Below are 16,160 nucleotides of genomic sequence, written 5' to 3' on the forward strand. Positions count from 1 at the left end.
GGTTACCGTTGGTTCCTTTCTGGAGCTTCAATGATCTCGACGTTGTTTGGAATTGTGCCTTCGGCGTCGGCCAAGCTAGCGAGCTGCCGGGCAGTGAGCTGGCGGGTTGCGCCCCGGTCGAAGTAGCGCTCCAGGTAGTGCTGCGCGACCATCAGCAAGGAGGTGATTACCAAGTACCACGTTGCTGCCACAAGCAGCAACGGAACCGGCTGGAACAGCGCTGCAGCGATATCCATCGAGCGGCCGTACAGCTCCAGGGAGTAAGGAACCGCAACAACCAACGAAGACGTCTTCAGCAAGGAGATAAATTCATTTCCTGTCGGCGGAATGATAATGCGCATCGCTTGGGGAAGAACTGTCCTAGTCATGGTCTGGGACCAGCTCATGCCCAGCGACTTCGACGCTTCAATCTGTCCTTCTGGAACAGCGGAGACACCCGAGCGGACAATTTCCGCCATGTAGGCGGCCTCATTGAGGCCCAGACCAACGACGGCGAGAGCAAATGCGGAAGAGGTGAACGGATCGAGGGAGATTTGCGTAAACCCGAGATTGATGGAGTCGTAGATTGCTCCGATCAGGCCCCAGAACATCAACTGAACGTACACGGGGGTACCGCGGAAAATCCAGAGGAAAACCCAGCTTACGGTGCGAAACACCGGGTTGGGACTCATACGCATCACGGCAAGGAGCACACCGCCGACCACGCCAATAAGCATCGCGAGGACCGTAATCGCAATGGTGTGTAGAGCAGCTACCGCGATTCGAGTATCGAAGAGGTACTGCGCGTATGTGTCCCACCCATACGCTTCATTCTTGGCTGCGCCAATAATAAACCAGACAACGAGGACGCCGAGCAGGACCGCGAGCGCCCACCGTCCTGGGTGCCGTAACGGTTTCGCTTCAATTCTGGCAGGCCGACTTTGGCTAGTAGATGGTGTGGTCATGGTCTGTTACTTCCATTCTGTAAGGGGCTGTTCGTTAATAAGCGCGGTATCGAGCAGGCCAGTTCGTACGTTCCACTGCGCCAAAATGCGCTCGTAATCGCCAGTGTCGATGAGATGCTGCATTGCGTGGGCAAGCGCAGTGCTCAGACCTGAGTCTTTTGGCACCGCGATTCCGTATGGTGCTGCGTCGAACATGTCACCCACGAGCTCGAGCTTCCCGTCGGAGCGTTCGACCGCCCAAGACGTGACAGGGGAGTCAGCACTAAAGGCATCTGCACGGCCAACCAGTGCCGCGAGCGCCGCGTTGTCAGAGGTGTCGAACGACAGGATGGTGATGGGTGGTTTTCCTGCTTCAATACAAGCATCATTCTTCGGACGCACGTCATCGGTCTCGGAAACGGTTGTGCGCTGAACCGCAACTGTGAGACCACAAGCATCCTCTGGGTTCACATGCGTACCGGTGAGTTGAGCCCACTGGATTCCTGCGAAGAGGAAATTAACGAACTCAAAGCTTTTGCGGCGCTCTTCGTTATCAGTAAATCCAGACATGCCAGCGTCAAGGCTGCCTGCCTGAACCGCAGGTAGGATCATAGAAAAATCCATCTCCTGTGGATCGAATTCGAGACCCATGATTGAGGCAAGCGCGCGCCCGAGGTCAAGCTCCAGCCCGATCAAATTACCTTGTGAGTCTTTGAACTCGAAGGGGGCGAATGGTGGGTTGGCGCCAATTGAGAATTTGCCGTCTTTCGAGACATTCTCGGGCACCATCGCCGCAATCTCAGGAACGGTAGCAGGCTCAATAGGCTCCCAGCCATCTGGGTTGCCACCTTCCACGTTGGTAACGCAGCCACTGAGAAGACCAACGCCCATCATCAACGTGAACGCGCTGAGGACCCTCGTCGCCTTGCCAAAGCGTTTGTTTTGGTTCATTGTTTTCGACCTTGTTTGGGATTGTTTCTAGCGTGGGGTTGGAAGCGATCGCAGCCCACGCATGATGAGCTCTACCGTTTGTCCAACCAGAAACACACTCAACATTGCGAGAAGCACTGGTGCTGTCGCTTGGCTTGAGCCCTGAGAACTTTGAGCAAAATTACCAGTGAACAATCCACGGACCATATTCGAAGATCCCTGTACCTCAGCTTTAGTCCATTCGAGCGGGTTTGCGGTGCTTGGTATCGACGACCCCTTCGCCCATCCCTGAACAAAGTCCTTGCCGTCGCCCTCTGGCATGTCATCAGTCCACTTGAGGAATAGCTCAGAGCTGGAGATTTTCTGCACTGGGTTCTTTTCGGGCGGAATGTAGAGAGGGTCGTTCTCTGGGTCTTGATCCAGGGAGCTCTTCTTTTCGCCCTCGGACGCGCTAGAAGCTTCACCGGCGTCTTTATCAGAGTCTATCGAACTTGTAGCAGGTGCTTCGGGGGCTGGGATTTCCGCAAGTGCGGAAGGGCTGACCACCGAAGCCGTTGCAATGAGAGAAGCCGCGGTGACCGCGGCCGTGATACGTTTGCGCATGAGTGAATAATACCCACTCGGACAGTTTTGCGCTAACAAATCGAAAGATTTTACCCCCAGGCAGTTCTGACCTGGGGGTTTACTAATCTAAGAGAGGGAAGAAGTGGTGATTTTATCTATTCTTCCGAAGTTGTAATATGCGGCACAGGCTCCTTCTGGGGAAACCATGCAGGTACCAATCGGGGTGTCCGGCGTACAGGCGGTACCGAAGACCTTGCACTGCCACGGCTTGATGTGGCCGGTCAGGACAGACCCGCACTCACATGCCGCGGGGTCTTCGACTCGGTTGCCGGGCACATCGAGAATGCGCTCCGCATCCCACTTGGCGAACTCTTCAGAGATGGCCATTCCGGAATGGGGAAGGGTTCCAAGGCCACGCCACTCGAACTCGTCCCGTATATCGAAGACCCTATCCAAGAGCGCTTGCGCTGAAGGGTTGCCCTCTGGGCGCACGACGCGGGCGTACTGGTTTTGGACGCGTGCCTTGCCCGCGGCAATGTCGCCCGACGTAAACTGCTCCAGCAACTGGGCAACGCCCTGAAGAATATCCAAAGGTTCGAAGCCGCAAACGGAGACTGGCCGGTTAAATTCTTCAGCCAGGAAATCGAAAGCCTTTGTGCCGACCACAGTTGCTACGTGGCCGGGCCCGATAAAGCCGTCAACCTCCGTGACACCCCCGTTGGCGATTGCACGCAGTGGTGGCTCGATGGTCACATGGTTAGAAAAGACTGAGAAGTTTGGGATATCGCGTTGCTTGGCGGCGGTTAGCGTCACAGCGGTGGATGGCGTCGTCGTCTCAAAGCCAATTGCGAAGAAGATAACGTGCTTATCCGGGTTCTCCTCCGCGATCTTGAGAGAGTCCAGTGGAGAGTAGACAAAGCGAACGTCGCAACCACGTGCACGAGCCTGCAACAGTGACTCCTCGGAGCCTGGAACACGCATCATGTCGCCGAACGTGGTCAAGATAACGTCAGGCTGGTTTGCAAGCCAGAGTGCGTCATCGACCCTGCCCATTGGAATGACGCAGACTGGGCAACCAGGTCCGTGAACGAGGTCGATGGAGTCGGGGAGAAGATTTTCCAGGCCGTAGCGGTAGATCGTATGGGTATGCCCACCGCAGATTTCCATGAGCTTAATCGGGCGGTCGAGTTGCTTCGCCTGTTCCTCAATGGTTGCAATCAGTTGGCGAGCTGCGGCTGGGTCGCGAAACTCATCGACGAATTTCATGTGGGGTCCTTTCTTAGGAACGTAGGGGGCGGTGGCTTAGTCGATTCTTGAGGTTGTAAACGAATCGAGCTCGTCCTCAAACGTATTTGCGCCGAGTTGTTGAATCTGTTGCAGGGTTGTCGCGGCTTCATCCTCGTCAATTTTTGACAGCGCAAATCCTACGTGTACCAGCACCCATTCGCCGACCTCGAGTCCTTCTTCAACAAGAAGGTCAGTGGAGATTGCACGGGTTACTCCCGAGATGCTGACTGTTGCGCGGGTGGGATCCTTAATTTCGACAACCTGCGCTGGTACTCCCAGACACATAAAGCAGAGCCTTCCATCGATTGCATTATTTTCACACTTTTTCGTGCTTATTCCGTTTTACATTATTGCCCATGATTTGTGCATTTCTAAAAGTACCCAGCAAGCCAACTATGCGCGTCACCCACAACCTTCAAGCCCCGAAAACCCAAAACGCGGTACCGGCGGTAGAATTCACACACGGAACTATTCGTAGCAATTCCACACGGTGGCCAGTTGCGAAAATGAGAAAAGGAAAGTGCTGTGCAGCCTAAAAACCGCCTCAATGTTGATGAGTCCAAGGTCAATGACAACATTGCTCGAGTGCGTCGTCGTGGCGGACGCTTGAAGGATGAATATGTCACGCTCGCACACGGGGCGGGCGGAAAGGCGAGCGCGACACTGCTAGAGCAGGTATTTTTCGACGAGTACGGCAACGATCTGCTCTCACAGGGGGAAGACTCGACGCTGTTGGACCTCGATTTGAACGGCGGGACGCTGGCGTTTACAACCGACAGCTATGTGGTGAACCCGATAGAGTTCCCGGGTGGATCCATCGCGGATCTCGCGGTAAACGGTACCGTCAACGATCTTGCTGTGGGTGGTGCGGAGCCGAAGTATATTTCGGTGGGTTTCATTCTGGAAGAAGGGCTTGAAGTAGAGACGCTTCGCCGGATCGCGCAGAATCTCCGCACCGCAGCAGAACGCGCCGGAGTACAGATTGCGACTGGCGACACAAAAGTAGTTCCGAAGGGTGCTGGGGACAAGATTTATATCAATACAGCAGGCATCGGCGTAGTACCTGCTGGACGGGAACTCGGTTTTGCAAAAGTCAAGCCTGGTGACCGGATTATCGTTTCTGGCCCGATCGCAGACCACGGTATGGCGGTCATGATGGCCCGCGGAGACCTCGCAATCGAAGCACCGATCGAGTCCGACTCGCGCGAGGTCGCAAGTTTGGTGCGGGCGATGCTCGCCGATGCCCCCGAGACTCGTTGGATGCGTGACGCCACACGTGGTGGTCTAGCGACAGTCATGAACGAACTTGCAGAATCAACTGGCTACGGCGTTGCACTGCACGACGAGAAGATCCCTGTGCAGCCGATGACGCGCGCCGCTTGCGACATGCTGGGCATTGATCCGCTCTACGTCGCGAACGAAGGAACGTTTACGGCGGTAGTGCCGGAAGACCAGACCGACCAAGCACTCGCGGCGCTGCATGCAGCAGGCGCTGAAGGGGCGGCGGTGGTTGGAAAGATCGTCGAGGAACCAGCTGCAGCGGTGGTGTTGGTCACCGGCTTTGGTGGTACCCGTATGGTCGACAAGCTGGTCGGCGATCCGTTGCCACGAATCTGTTAACTTCCTGAGGCTGCATGGGTTCGCTACCGCGACCAGATCCTTCCTGCGGCCGCCTGGCCGAGGCTGAGCCCGCCGTCGGTGGCGGGCACTTTTTTATGCGTTAACACCGTCAATGAGGGGTGTTGGTGCCGGAGTACTTGCAAGATGTCGGTCATCAAAATGCGGTTGACGGCGCAGCCCCCCGTGATGCCAATGACCTCGGTTGCTTCTTCTTGGGCGGCGTCAATAAGCGAGCGAGCAACGAGTGTCGCTATGCCTGCGTGTGCAATTCGGGCAATGTCTTCGAAGAGGCGTGTTCCATCTAGGGTTGCGTTGATCACCCATTGTGCAAGATGCGGGAACGATCGAATATCTTCGGTTGCGTCAAGCGCTTCTGCCAGCGAAAGGCGAGACTTGCCTGCGAGGGCCTCAAGCTCCATCGCTGCTTGCGCTTCGTAGCTCACCGATTGCTGAACCTGGAGTATCGATGCGAACGCGTCGAAGAGACGTCCCATCGAAGTTGTTGCAGTGGTGCCGAACCCGCTGCTGAGCTGAGAGTCGACTAATCGCAACTCGTCTAGATCAACCTCAGGAGGCACGCTGAGGCCTTCGAGCTGCCAGCTATATGCGAGACCGCGCGCAATCCGCCACGGATTTCGCACCGCTTTATCGCCACCTACGAGGGAAAATGGTGGTAGGTGCCAGAGCCGCTCGGCGTTGCCATCGTCGGATACATGAAGTATTTCGCCACCCCAAATGGTGCCGTCCGTTCCGTAGCCGGTGCCGTCGAGAGCTGCAACGACGGCGGGCGTCGATAGTCGCTGATGCTCAGCCAACAGTGACAGTGCATGTGCGTGGTGATGCTGGACCTCAATGAGCTCGACGTCACGCTGGTCAGCGTAACGCTGCGCCCACATCGAAGTTTGGTAGCCAGGGTGCATGTCGCACACAACAACGTCGGGTTGTGCGCCTTGTATTGAGCAGAGCTGTTTTACCATTTTCTCGAAGTGCCGCTGAGCATCCCATGACCCCATATCGCCTACATGCGAGGAGACGTGTGCGTACCGCCCAACGGCCAGAGTCGCCGTGTTCTTGAGTTCGCCCCCTACCGCTAGGACAGTGGGCTTTCGCTCAGTGTCGAGCAGCACTGGAATCGGCGCCAGTCCGCGAGACCTCCGAACAAGCGTCGTATCGACGTAGACCGAGTCTTCCACGGGCACATAAATCTCACGATCGTGGAGCACAAACATGTCCGCGAGGTGCGTAAGTTTCCGAAGTGCCTCTTCATTAGTGACGCATAAAGGCTCGCCGCTGAGATTGCCCGAGGTAGCTACCACAGGTCGGTCAACCAACAGATGGTGCAGTGGTGAATACGGAAGCATGAGGCCTACTTCCCTCAAACCAGGCGCAATACCTTCGCAGAGTGCTCCTTCGTGAAGCGGAACAGACACGATCGGATGTGACGGCGATACCAAAAGATCCTCCGCTTCTTTACTGAGTGTTGCAATGGATTTGGCGGCGTCGAGATTTGGCACCATCACCGCGAGAGGCTTGTCGGGTCGGCGCTTGCGCTCCCTCAGCTTTTCGACGGCCTCTTCGTTTTCCGCCGCGCACATCAGGTGAAAGCCACCAATCCCTTTGACCGCGACGACCGCACCAGATTCCCAGGCGTTTTGAACCTTGAGCACGAGCTCGTCGAATTTGCCGGGGTCCAATGCAAGCGCATCCGTTCGCGTTTCGGCGAGGACGGCACCGTTGGCATCCGTACACCACAAAGTAGGGCCGCAATGTGGGCAGCTTATTGGTTGCGCGTGAAACCGCCGGTCGTCTGGGTTCGTGTATTCTTCCTCGCATTGTGTGCACATAGGGAATTCACGCATGGTGGTAGTCGCGCGGTCGTAGGGGAGCGAAGTAATGATGGAAAGACGTGGTCCGCAGTGCGTGCAAGTGGTGAATGGGTAGTGGTAGCGCCGATTGTCTTGGTCATCAATATCGGCTAGGCAGGCTTCACACGTTGTCATGTCAGGGGAGATGAGTGTCTTTTCTCCCTCGACATGTTCTGACTCGACAATCCGAAACCCCGTTTCGCCGTATACGAGTGGGAGTGAAGACGTTTGGCTATCCAAAATGTGAGCGAGAGGCGGGAGCTCGTCGATAAGCGTCTTCTGCGCATTGTGGAGTGCTGTTGCGTCGCCCTGAAACTCGATAAAGACTCCGCGCTCGTTGTTGCCGACAAGTCCAGTAAGGCCGAAGCGTTGTGCGATTCGCGCGACGTGCGGACGCATTCCCACCCCCTGGACAATGCCTTCGAGAAAGACGCGGACTCTGCTCTGTGCTCCCATGCTGCATACTCTACAAACTTCTTGAATAATCGCCTAGGCTAGGTGCTGTGCATGAAGTTGCATTAAGTCATCAGTTAGCGTCAGCAGTTCAGCGCGCAGCGCGCGGACGAACAGTGCTGTCGGTGCACCTCCGAATCGGTGCGCTGCGACAAGTCGTGCCGGAATCACTCGAGTATGCCTGGGGGTTCGTCACAAAGGGGAGCCCCATGGAAAAGTCGGAGCTGCGGATCGACTGGGTTCCAGCCGAGATCGAGTGCAGCAACGGGCATCGAAGAATACTCGACCCCAATGAGTATCTCGACGTCCGATGCCAGGAATGCAACGCTCCCACGAGTGTGATTACGGGCGAGGAATTCGCTGTCGTAGACATTGATGTGACATCTGACCGTTAAGAAGGAGAAAAGAAGCATGGGACGTTTCCACCGCCACGACGACGGGACTGTTCACAGCCACGATCATTCGCATGATCACACGCACCACCACGAACACGATCACCTCCACGTGGGAGTAGATGCGGAGCACTCTGAGCACGGAGACCACACTGGGTATGACACTGGACGTGAACGCATCGCGGTGCTTGAGGATATTTTCACGGAAAACGATGTAAAAGCGGCCGCAAACCGTTCCGCGTTTGAAGAGCACGGCGTGGTTTGCGTCAACGTGATGAGCTCCCCGGGAGCAGGAAAGACGACGCTGCTGCGTAAAACCTTGGAAGCGCTCGCGGACAAAATCCGTTTCGGGATTGTAGAAGGTGACATCGAAACTGCGTTAGACGCAGAGCGCTTGGAAAACCTCGGTGCACAGGTAAGTCTGCTCAATACCGGGAACGGGTTTGGGGGCGAGTGCCACCTCGATGCTCCGATGGTTGCGCATGCTTTAAAGGGGCTCAACCTCGATGATGTCGATATGGTGCTGATTGAAAATGTTGGCAACCTAGTGTGTCCGGCTGAATTTGAAGTTGGAGAGCATCATAAGGTAATGGTTGCCTCAGTTACCGAGGGGGAGGATAAGCCGCTGAAGTACCCGGTCATGTTCCGGAGTGTCGAAGTGGTCGTCGTAAACAAGGTTGACCTGCTGCCTTACCTGAATTTCGATCTCGATCTGTTCAAGGAAAATCTTGAGAAGGTGAATCCTGGAGTGAAGGTAATCCTTACCTCAGCTACAACGGGGGAAGGATTAGACGAGTGGAATGAGTGGCTTATGTCCCAATCGGGGGTAGATTTCTAGCCCTGCCGGCTTCACGACACCGGAATTACTTTCATGTCTTGATACCCTGGCCCTATAGATGCGTTAAGCATGCAGCTTGACCGCTGATGGAATCTGTACACGTTCATTTGAGGGGTATGGGCCGGAGTATGTGCCGGCACATGGCTCTCGCATGAGAGGGAAAATCGATGCTTCTACAAGACACTTGGCAGAGTGGAACGCTTTGGGAAAACCTGTCGAAGAAGGGGGTGAAGCGTCGAGACTTCCTTAAAATGTGCAGCTCTATGGCTGCAGTGTTTGCAGTGGGTGCGCCGCTTGCCTCACGCGCCAACGCTGAAGAGACTGAGGTAATTGCCGAGGCGCTCGGTGATGTAAAGAAGCCAATGGTTGCTTGGCTTCAGCTACAGGAGTGCACCGGCTGTATGGAGTCGGTGCTTCGTTCCGGTTCCTCCACAGTTGAGGACCTCGTCTTGAACCAGCTGTCGATGAACTACAACGAGCTCGTGATGGCTGCATCAGGGCACGCAGCCGAGCAGGCACTGGAAGAGATGAACAAGGAACCGCACATTCTGGTGGTCAACGGCTCTGTTCCAACTGGTGCAGGTGGCGCATACTGCCAGATCGGCGGCAAGAGCGCCGAGCAAGTTCTCCGCGAAGCCGCAGAGAACGCAACCGTAATCCTTTCCGTAGGTGCATGTGCAGTGTATGGCTCAGTACAGGCTGCTCGTCCAAACCCGACCGGGGCAGTGGGTGTTGACGAAATTATCAAGGATAAGCCAGTCATCAACGTGGCTGGTTGCCCGCCTATCGGTGAAGTTATCACCGCAACAATCACCTACCTGCTGACCCACGGTGAGCCACCAAAGGTGGATGCAGAGGGTCGTCCACTCTTTGCGTACGATCAGCGCATTCACGATTCCTGTCCGAAGCGTCCACACTTCGATGCGGGCCAGTTCGTGCGCACGTTTGATGACGAAGGCGCTCGTAATGGCTGGTGCCTCTATGAAGTTGGTTGCAAGGGCCCATCGACCTTCTCGCCATGCCCGATCATCCAATGGAACCTCAAGTCCGGCTGGCCGATCGGCGCTGGTCACCCGTGCATCGGTTGTACGGAAAAGGACTTCTTTGACCGGTTTACTCCGTTCTACGAGGAACTGCCGAATGTTCGTGCATTCGGTCAAGAAGCTTCCGCTGGCAAGATTGGCCTCGGCCTCATTGGTGTCGCCGCCGCTGGTACCGCAGTCCATGGCGCACTCAGCGTAGTCAAGGAGGTTGGCATCCGTCGCAAGAGTGGCGAAGTTCAGCCTCTTGCGGCCTTTGGCGAAGAAGACGGTCCCGAGGATATCTCAGCACTTATGGCAGAGGGTGATCAGGCGTTCGCGACCACCACCGATACTGATGGACACCACCGACCCAACCCATCCGCGTAAGCGGCGTTCACGACGATTGAAAGGAAAAGCAACTAAAAATGGCTGAAAGAGTTGTTGTAGACCCGTTGACGCGTATCGAGGGTCACCTCCGCATGGAGATGGAAGTCGAAGACGGCACCATCACCAACGCTTGGAGCGAGACCACGATGTTTCGCGGCATTGAGAAGATTGTAGAAGGTCGAGATCCACGTGACGTCTGGGCGTTTGTTGGCCGTATCTGTGGTGTTTGCACTGGCGTCCACTCCCTGGCAAGTGTTGTTGCCGTCGAGGATGCGATTGGAAGCCACATCCCAAAGCAAGCGCAGCTTATTCGTGACCTCGTCCTGACAAGCCAGGAAATCCACGACCATGTTGTGCACTTCTACCACCTGCACGCCCTTGACTGGGTGAACGTTGTCTCCGCAGCAAAGGCTGACCCAGAGAAGGCAGTCGAGTTTGCGAAATCGATAGGTTCGAACTGGAAGCTCAACTCCGTCGACAAGTTCCAGCAGGTGAAAGACACCTTGAACTCGGTTCTTGATTCCGGTCAGCTTTCTATCTTCACCGGTGGTTACTGGGACCACGAGGACTACCGTCTGCCACCAGAAGCAAACTTGATGGCGGTTTCGCACTACCTCGATGCGTTGCAGTTCCAGCGCTCGATTATCCGCATCAATACGGTGTTTGGCGGTAAGAATCCGCACCCGAACTTCCTCGTCGGGGGTATGGCCTGCACGATCGACCAGGATAAGTCAGAGACGGTCAACCAGGTTTCGATTGACCAAATCAAGAACTGGGTCGCAGAGATCCATGAGTTCATCAACGGTGTGTACCTGCCTGACGCAATGGCGATTATGGGCGTGTACAAGGATTACTTTGATATTGGTGCGGCTGCCCCGAACTTCCTCGCGGTTGGTATGGCTGGCGCAACAGTTCGTGGTGATCACATGGAGCGAACCATGGGGTACACGCACACGGACATCATTCCGGGTGTACTGCTCAACGGTGACTACTCCAAGGTCCATGAGCTCAATCCGGACCTGTTCAAGGAATACGTTTCCTCGGCATGGTTCGCACAGGATGACAAGAACGAAGGCAAACACCCATTTGAGGGCGACACTATCGCCGATTACACCGGTCCTAAATTGCCGTATAAATGGCTCGGCGATAACGAGGAGTACACCTGGTCTAAGGCGCCGCGTTACGACGGCCACGTCGTTCAGGTTGGCCCAGTTGCCCGTATCCTGCTCGCATATGCTCAGAACGAGCCAAGCACGAAGCGCCTCGTTGATGATGCGCTGAAGAAGCTCGGCATTAAGCTCGAACAGCTGAATTCGACCGGTGGCCGTACGCTGGCTCGTGCTCTGGAAGCTGTAACGACTTCTGAGGCCATGACCAATGTGTTGCTGCCCGAGTTCATCGAAGGATTGCGCAAGCGTGACTACGACGTCTTCGACTCCAGCAAGTGGGAACCTTCTTCCTGGCCGAAGGAATCAGAAGGCTTCTGCATGATGGAAGTCGCCCGTGGCTCTCTCAGCCACTGGACCAAGATCAAGGATGGTAAGACGGAGCGCTACCAGGCCGTCGTGCCGACCACCTGGCTGGCCGGTGGTCGTGATCCTGAGGGCAAGATGGGCCCATACGAGGAATCTCTGGCGAATGGCAAGCACCCGCTGGCCAACCCAGAGGAACCGCTAGAGGTACTTCGCACCATCCACTCGTTTGATCCATGCATGTCCTGTGCTGTGCACCTGCTGGACACGGAAGGCAATGAACTTGTGAAGGTGATCACGCAATGAGCACCCAGCTAAACCGTGCTTCTTCGAGCTCGGGTGGCGTGCCTGAGACTCGCAAGATCGCTCCAGATAAAAATCTGGTGTTGAGCGTCACAGAATCACGGCCGATAGACGATATCGGTGCGGAAACACTGTTGCGCCTGGCATCGTCGCAGCCGGCAAACTCGCCAGATCCTGTTGATCAGGCGCTGCTGCGTGCTGTTGACCCCGACTACGTCTACGGCACCGTGGAGAGCTTCAGCCCCGCGACGCCAAGCCGAAAGTACTCGCTTTCGGTCGTGCGTAACGCAAAGTTGCTCGGCGAGCGCCAGGACGTAGCGGTCATGCGTGGAGACCTTGCATCGGTAGTTCAAGCATCTGCATGGGATAAGCATGAGATGAAGACGATGATGCAGAACGTCGACACAGTTTCGAAGTTCGGCAATCGATGCATGGGCGTCGCCGTTGCACCTGTAGATGGCGACAAGACCGGTGAATTTGTACTCAAAGGCTATATTGCATTCGGCATCGGCGACCATGTCCGTCCGCGTCCTGTATCCAAGGGCGGCTACACCCGCATCGAGATGTGGCCGGTTGCACTGCGTTGGCAGCACTGGATCAACATGATTTTGATCATCATGATGACGATCACTGGTTACTACATCATGGATCCATTCTTCGGTCCTTCGAATGCTCACGATGCCGGAATGCTCATGGGCTGGAACCGTCTCATCCACTTCATTGCAGCCTTCGCGTGGATCGCACTGTCTATCTGGCGCCTAGCCATTATGGTGTTCGCTCAAACACGACAGATGAAGTGGCGGGCACTGTGGCCAGTGCGAAGCCAAGATGATCTGAAGTTGATGTGGGAGCAGACGAAGTACTACCTGCTCCTTACGAACGAACCGCCACCACGTGTTGGCCACAATGGTCTCCAGCAGACGGCGTACACGGGCATTTACGCTATGTGTATGGTGCAGATTTACTCTGGTCTTGCGCTTTTCGGTTTGCCCAAGCAGGATAGCTGGTTCTGGCGGCTCATGGCTGCACCCGTGGAATGGATCGGCATCCCATACTTCCGTTTGGTGCATGCATTGATCATGTTCATTATTTGGGCTTTCGTCATTCTGCACGTCTACCTTGTGTTCCGTGCCGATGCGACGGAGCGCCACGGTGGCCTGTCTGCAATGATCAACGGCGGTGTTTGGTTGCCGAAGGGCACGAAGCCGGTTGACGGCCCTGAGGTTGAGTAGAGTATGACGGTCACGAGGAAGCTTCGTTCCGCGCCAGATGTCCCGGTGCCATCGCCTGAGCTGGTGACGCTTGATGGCGTCACTATCAACGTCATTGGCATTGGAAACGAGATCATGGCGGATGACGCAGTTGGGCTGGCCATCCTCCGCGAGCTTGAGGCGGACCCGATCCAGGGCGTGAACTTCATCTATGGAGGAACGTCTGGCATGGAGATCCTACCCATGGTGCAGGACGCCGACTACCTGCTGGTGCTCGATGGGCTCAAACAGGGCCAGCCAGGTGATGTGGCTGTGCTCGTCGGTGATCAAATTCCGCGCCTATTGCAACAGCAGCTATCGCCTCACCAGGTGGGACTGCTGGACCTGTTGAGCGCCGCGCGCCTCACAGGTCAAGAACCCGACAACGTGGCGGTTGTGGGTATCACGGCGCGCGACGTCGAATTCCGTACATCGCTGAGTGAGGAGATCAGTGCTGCAATTCCAGAAGCAGTGCAGCGGGCCCGGCAGCTGCTAAAGGAGTGGACATCAGAAGCTACTCAACATCAACCCAAGTAACTTGGAACTCGTCACCCCCACGCAGATCTGCAGTGGGGGTGTCACATTTAGGGCATCGCAGCGCGAAGTATTCGTCAATCTCGACGGTATCTTCACATTGAGGGCACCAGACTGCCGCGGGGATAATGTCCAAGTCGAGCCGGGCTTGAGCACACGTTGTATCGACGCGTGCAAGATCCCATGCTTGGCGAAGCGCATACACATCAACCCCGGAGCGCGTGCCTACTTTCATACCGACCGCCAGGACGTTTCGGCCGGGCACCGACTCGTTCACTGCATCGATTACCCCGCGAAGTAGACTCAATTCATGCATACCCCCATTATGTTCAATTGGGGTAGGCAACGCGAGTAAGGAGCATGGAAAATGTCAGAGAAGTTGTTTCTTGACGCCGTCATCGATCCGCTTGCAGCGACAGTCATTGTTGAAGGCGAGGGCAATGAACGCACCGCACGCTTCGACATCGCCGGCGTGCCGCGCGTAGACAAGCTGTTAGTGGGCAAGCGCGCGAGCGAAGTTCCGACTATCGTGACGCGACTCTGTGGGCTGTGCCCGGTAACGCACCACTTGGCGGGGATGCGAGCACTTGACCAACTTGTTGGGTCGAGCGATTCGATGAGCGAGCAGGCCGTGCAGCTCCGGCGCCTTCTTCATGCGGGTTCGGTCCTTGACACGCTCGCACCGCGCCTGCTGCCTGACCACGGATTAGAGATCCGCAAGTTTGCGAAGCTGGTGCTGCGTGCCGCCGGTTGTCCGGGTCACTTTCCCGATGTTGCGATTCCTGGGGGAGTGCACGCACACGCCGATGCCGATGAGGTCAAGCGCGCAGCTGAAGGCGTCTCGACGATCCGTAGTCTCTTGCCTTCCCAACCGGTTGAGCCTGTGGAACAGCATCCACCAAAGCTTGCCGACCTTTTCGCGTGTGATGCCGACGGCGCAGCAGATCCACTAGGAGAGTGCATTGCCGCGCGTTTCGAGGGTGAGCTGCATTTGTTCCCAGCGCATGATTTCTATGAGCACGTTCGAGAGCAGCACCCCGGTGCTATCACCCCGCGGCCCCAGGTACTTATCGACGGCCACTGGCGCGACTACCGGGTAGGCCCAGTTGCGCGATTCCCCCATCTGAGCGCGCGCGACGCCCAGTTTGCGCTTGTGCGCTCGGTACTCGACGATATCGAAAAGCTTTTGCAGGTTCCTGAGCTGTTGGCTGAGCCGGTCGTCGTCGATAATTCACTGCGCGATGGCACCGTAACGGGCATCGTTGATGGTCCTCGAGGCTTGTTGGTGCACCGCTACACTGTGGAAGACGGCAATCTGATCGATTGCCAGATTTTGAGCCCTACCGCGCAAAATGAGGGATGGCTTGCTCGGATGCTCACAGAGGCATCGACTTCCGCGGAGATGGAGCATGCGATCCGTAGCGCAGACCCTTGCCTGCCGTGCACCTCGGCACCGGAAGGCGCCATGAACATCAACATTGAAAGGAAATGATGTAGCGATGTGTCTTGGAGTTCCAGCGAAAGTGCTCAGCACTGGCGACCTGTCCAGCCCCATGCCGATGGGGGCCATCGATATGAAGGGTGAGGAGCGGCCATGCTGCTTCGCATATCTTCCAGAAGTTGAGGTGGGGCAGTGGGTGCTCATCCAGAATGGATTCGCAATGGACGTCATTTCGGAAGATGACGCGCAGGCCTCGTTCGAGGCAATCGATGAGTTTGATCTGCTACCAAACCAACCCGGCTCTACTGTGCGCTGACCTTAACGGCGTCCGATTGTTGTTCTGCTCGCGCCGTGCGCTATATTGAGCAGGCACGCCCCAGTAGCCCAATTGGCAGAGGCAACGGATTCAAAACCCGTCCAGTGTGAGTTCGAGTCTCACCTGGGGCACAAGGAGCCTGGTCGAGGATTCCCTCGACCAGGCTCCTTTTGTACGAAACTTAGCTATCAGGCTGATGCCAACTCGTTGATGCGTTCAACAGTTGTGACTGGGTCATCAACTGTGAGGACGAGGCGGGCGAAGTTCTCATCAGCTAACTCGATTACGACCGTATTCTCGAATCCGCTGACGTTCCAAAACAGCTTTTCGACTTAAGTGACAAAATGTGTGCTTTTCTCGGCGTGTCGACTTAAGTGACAAAATGTGTGCTTTTTGGGGGCCGGGATGGGTGGGTTGTGGGGTGTTGTGCTGGGGTTATGAGCGTCCTGCCCAGCCGTGTCGGATGGCCCAGGAGGGGTTGAAGTCGGTGTCGATGCCGGTGTCGTAGACTTTCGGCCGGCCGTCGGGTGAGTTGGCTTGGTCGCGTTCACGCATGTGTGCCT

General features: G+C 56.2%; 16 protein-coding genes and 1 tRNA gene. 10 read left to right on the forward strand and 7 right to left on the reverse strand.

Annotated elements, in window-relative coordinates; all coding sequences use genetic code 11:
• Positions 1-2: 2 nt before the first annotated feature.
• The 5 genes from JMN37_RS07650 to JMN37_RS07670 form a co-directional block, all read right to left on the reverse strand.
• A complete protein-coding gene (locus tag JMN37_RS07650; protein WP_070362549.1) occupies positions 3-944 on the reverse strand; it encodes an amino acid ABC transporter permease in 942 nt (313 codons plus the stop codon).
• 6 nt (positions 945-950) lie between these two features.
• Positions 951-1,817 (reverse strand): ABC transporter substrate-binding protein, encoded by an 867-nt coding sequence (locus tag JMN37_RS07655; protein ID WP_071573944.1) that lies wholly within the window; start codon positions 1,815-1,817, stop codon positions 951-953.
• Positions 1,818-1,901: 84 nt separating this feature from the next.
• Positions 1,902-2,456: a hypothetical protein gene (locus tag JMN37_RS07660; RefSeq protein WP_070362548.1), complete on the reverse strand. Its 555-nt coding sequence runs from the start codon at positions 2,454-2,456 to the stop codon at positions 1,902-1,904.
• Positions 2,457-2,543: 87 nt separating this feature from the next.
• Positions 2,544-3,683 carry a hydrogenase formation protein HypD gene (hypD, locus tag JMN37_RS07665; RefSeq protein ID WP_252931531.1) on the reverse strand — a complete coding sequence of 380 codons (1,140 nt, stop codon included), beginning with the start codon at positions 3,681-3,683 and terminating at the stop codon, positions 2,544-2,546.
• 36 nt (positions 3,684-3,719) lie between these two features.
• Positions 3,720-3,989: a HypC/HybG/HupF family hydrogenase formation chaperone gene (locus tag JMN37_RS07670; RefSeq protein WP_070362546.1), complete on the reverse strand. Its 270-nt coding sequence runs from the start codon at positions 3,987-3,989 to the stop codon at positions 3,720-3,722.
• 240 nt (positions 3,990-4,229) lie between these two features.
• Between JMN37_RS07670 and hypE the strand changes: the two genes are divergently transcribed.
• Entirely contained in the window at positions 4,230-5,324 is a 1,095-nt protein-coding gene (hypE, locus tag JMN37_RS07675) for a hydrogenase expression/formation protein HypE (protein WP_070479136.1), read from the forward strand.
• 23 nt (positions 5,325-5,347) lie between these two features.
• On the opposite strand, the gene hypF is transcribed toward hypE, so the two are convergent.
• The gene (gene hypF, locus JMN37_RS07680; RefSeq protein ID WP_252931538.1) at positions 5,348-7,645 is read right to left on the reverse strand and encodes a carbamoyltransferase HypF; all 2,298 of its coding nucleotides are present in this window, start codon (positions 7,643-7,645) and stop codon (positions 5,348-5,350) included.
• A 47-nt stretch (positions 7,646-7,692) separates the two neighbouring features.
• Between hypF and JMN37_RS07685 the strand changes: the two genes are divergently transcribed.
• The 6 genes from JMN37_RS07685 (at position 7,693) to JMN37_RS07710 (ending at position 13,843) form a co-directional block, all read left to right on the forward strand.
• Positions 7,693-8,037, forward strand: a complete 345-nt coding sequence (locus JMN37_RS07685; RefSeq protein WP_070362543.1) for a hydrogenase maturation nickel metallochaperone HypA — start codon at positions 7,693-7,695, stop codon at positions 8,035-8,037.
• A gap of 16 nt (positions 8,038-8,053) precedes the next feature.
• Positions 8,054-8,872 carry a hydrogenase nickel incorporation protein HypB gene (gene hypB, locus JMN37_RS07690; protein ID WP_252931540.1) on the forward strand — a complete coding sequence of 273 codons (819 nt, stop codon included), beginning with the start codon at positions 8,054-8,056 and terminating at the stop codon, positions 8,870-8,872.
• A 167-nt stretch (positions 8,873-9,039) separates the two neighbouring features.
• Complete coding sequence (locus JMN37_RS07695; RefSeq protein WP_083329509.1) at positions 9,040-10,281, forward strand: hydrogenase small subunit; 1,242 nt, start codon at positions 9,040-9,042, stop codon at positions 10,279-10,281.
• Positions 10,282-10,319: 38 nt separating this feature from the next.
• Complete coding sequence (locus JMN37_RS07700) at positions 10,320-12,059, forward strand: nickel-dependent hydrogenase large subunit (protein ID WP_252931542.1); 1,740 nt, start codon at positions 10,320-10,322, stop codon at positions 12,057-12,059.
• Complete coding sequence (gene cybH, locus JMN37_RS07705; RefSeq protein WP_084028583.1) at positions 12,056-13,288, forward strand: Ni/Fe-hydrogenase, b-type cytochrome subunit; 1,233 nt, start codon at positions 12,056-12,058, stop codon at positions 13,286-13,288. Before JMN37_RS07700 ends, cybH begins: the two co-directional genes overlap by 4 nt.
• Positions 13,289-13,291: 3 nt before the next feature.
• Positions 13,292-13,843: a HyaD/HybD family hydrogenase maturation endopeptidase gene (locus JMN37_RS07710; RefSeq protein ID WP_083433294.1), complete on the forward strand. Its 552-nt coding sequence runs from the start codon at positions 13,292-13,294 to the stop codon at positions 13,841-13,843.
• On the opposite strand, the gene JMN37_RS07715 is transcribed toward JMN37_RS07710, so the two are convergent.
• Positions 13,821-14,156 (reverse strand): hydrogenase maturation nickel metallochaperone HypA/HybF, encoded by a 336-nt coding sequence (locus JMN37_RS07715; RefSeq protein ID WP_071573925.1) that lies wholly within the window; start codon positions 14,154-14,156, stop codon positions 13,821-13,823. The genes JMN37_RS07710 and JMN37_RS07715 overlap by 23 nt on opposite strands.
• Positions 14,157-14,207: 51 nt before the next feature.
• Between JMN37_RS07715 and JMN37_RS07720 the strand changes: the two genes are divergently transcribed.
• From JMN37_RS07720 to JMN37_RS07730, 3 genes are all read left to right on the forward strand, one after another.
• Positions 14,208-15,332, forward strand: coding sequence for a reducing hydrogenase subunit alpha (locus JMN37_RS07720; protein ID WP_252931543.1), 1,125 nt, complete (start codon positions 14,208-14,210; stop codon positions 15,330-15,332).
• 7 nt (positions 15,333-15,339) lie between these two features.
• Positions 15,340-15,597 (forward strand): HypC/HybG/HupF family hydrogenase formation chaperone, encoded by a 258-nt coding sequence (locus JMN37_RS07725; protein WP_070362538.1) that lies wholly within the window; start codon positions 15,340-15,342, stop codon positions 15,595-15,597.
• 57 nt (positions 15,598-15,654) lie between these two features.
• Positions 15,655-15,728 (forward strand) — tRNA-Leu (locus JMN37_RS07730).
• Positions 15,729-16,160: the final 432 nt, after the last annotated feature.

The sequence above is a fragment of the Corynebacterium lipophilum genome (genome assembly GCF_024102595.1).
GTDB lineage: Bacteria > Actinomycetota > Actinomycetes > Mycobacteriales > Mycobacteriaceae > Corynebacterium > Corynebacterium pseudogenitalium.

Coding starts and splice junctions, on each gene's coding strand:
- JMN37_RS07650 (WP_070362549.1), bottom strand. CDS start 944: ATGACCACACCATCTACTAGCCAAAGTCGGCCTGCCAGAATTGAAGCG.
- JMN37_RS07655 (WP_071573944.1), bottom strand. CDS start 1,817: ATGATGGGCGTTGGTCTTCTCAGTGGCTGCGTTACCAACGTGGAAGGT.
- JMN37_RS07660 (WP_070362548.1), bottom strand. CDS start 2,456: ATGCGCAAACGTATCACGGCCGCGGTCACCGCGGCTTCTCTCATTGCA.
- hypD (WP_252931531.1), bottom strand. CDS start 3,683: ATGAAATTCGTCGATGAGTTTCGCGACCCAGCCGCAGCTCGCCAACTG.
- JMN37_RS07670 (WP_070362546.1), bottom strand. CDS start 3,989: ATGTGTCTGGGAGTACCAGCGCAGGTTGTCGAAATTAAGGATCCCACC.
- hypF (WP_252931538.1), bottom strand. CDS start 7,645: ATGGGAGCACAGAGCAGAGTCCGCGTCTTTCTCGAAGGCATTGTCCAG.
- hypB (WP_252931540.1), top strand. CDS start 8,054: ATGGGACGTTTCCACCGCCACGACGACGGGACTGTTCACAGCCACGAT.
- JMN37_RS07695 (WP_083329509.1), top strand. CDS start 9,040: ATGCTTCTACAAGACACTTGGCAGAGTGGAACGCTTTGGGAAAACCTG.
- JMN37_RS07700 (WP_252931542.1), top strand. CDS start 10,320: ATGGCTGAAAGAGTTGTTGTAGACCCGTTGACGCGTATCGAGGGTCAC.
- cybH (WP_084028583.1), top strand. CDS start 12,056: ATGAGCACCCAGCTAAACCGTGCTTCTTCGAGCTCGGGTGGCGTGCCT.
- JMN37_RS07710 (WP_083433294.1), top strand. CDS start 13,292: ATGACGGTCACGAGGAAGCTTCGTTCCGCGCCAGATGTCCCGGTGCCA.
- JMN37_RS07715 (WP_071573925.1), bottom strand. CDS start 14,156: ATGCATGAATTGAGTCTACTTCGCGGGGTAATCGATGCAGTGAACGAG.
- JMN37_RS07720 (WP_252931543.1), top strand. CDS start 14,208: ATGTCAGAGAAGTTGTTTCTTGACGCCGTCATCGATCCGCTTGCAGCG.
- JMN37_RS07725 (WP_070362538.1), top strand. CDS start 15,340: ATGTGTCTTGGAGTTCCAGCGAAAGTGCTCAGCACTGGCGACCTGTCC.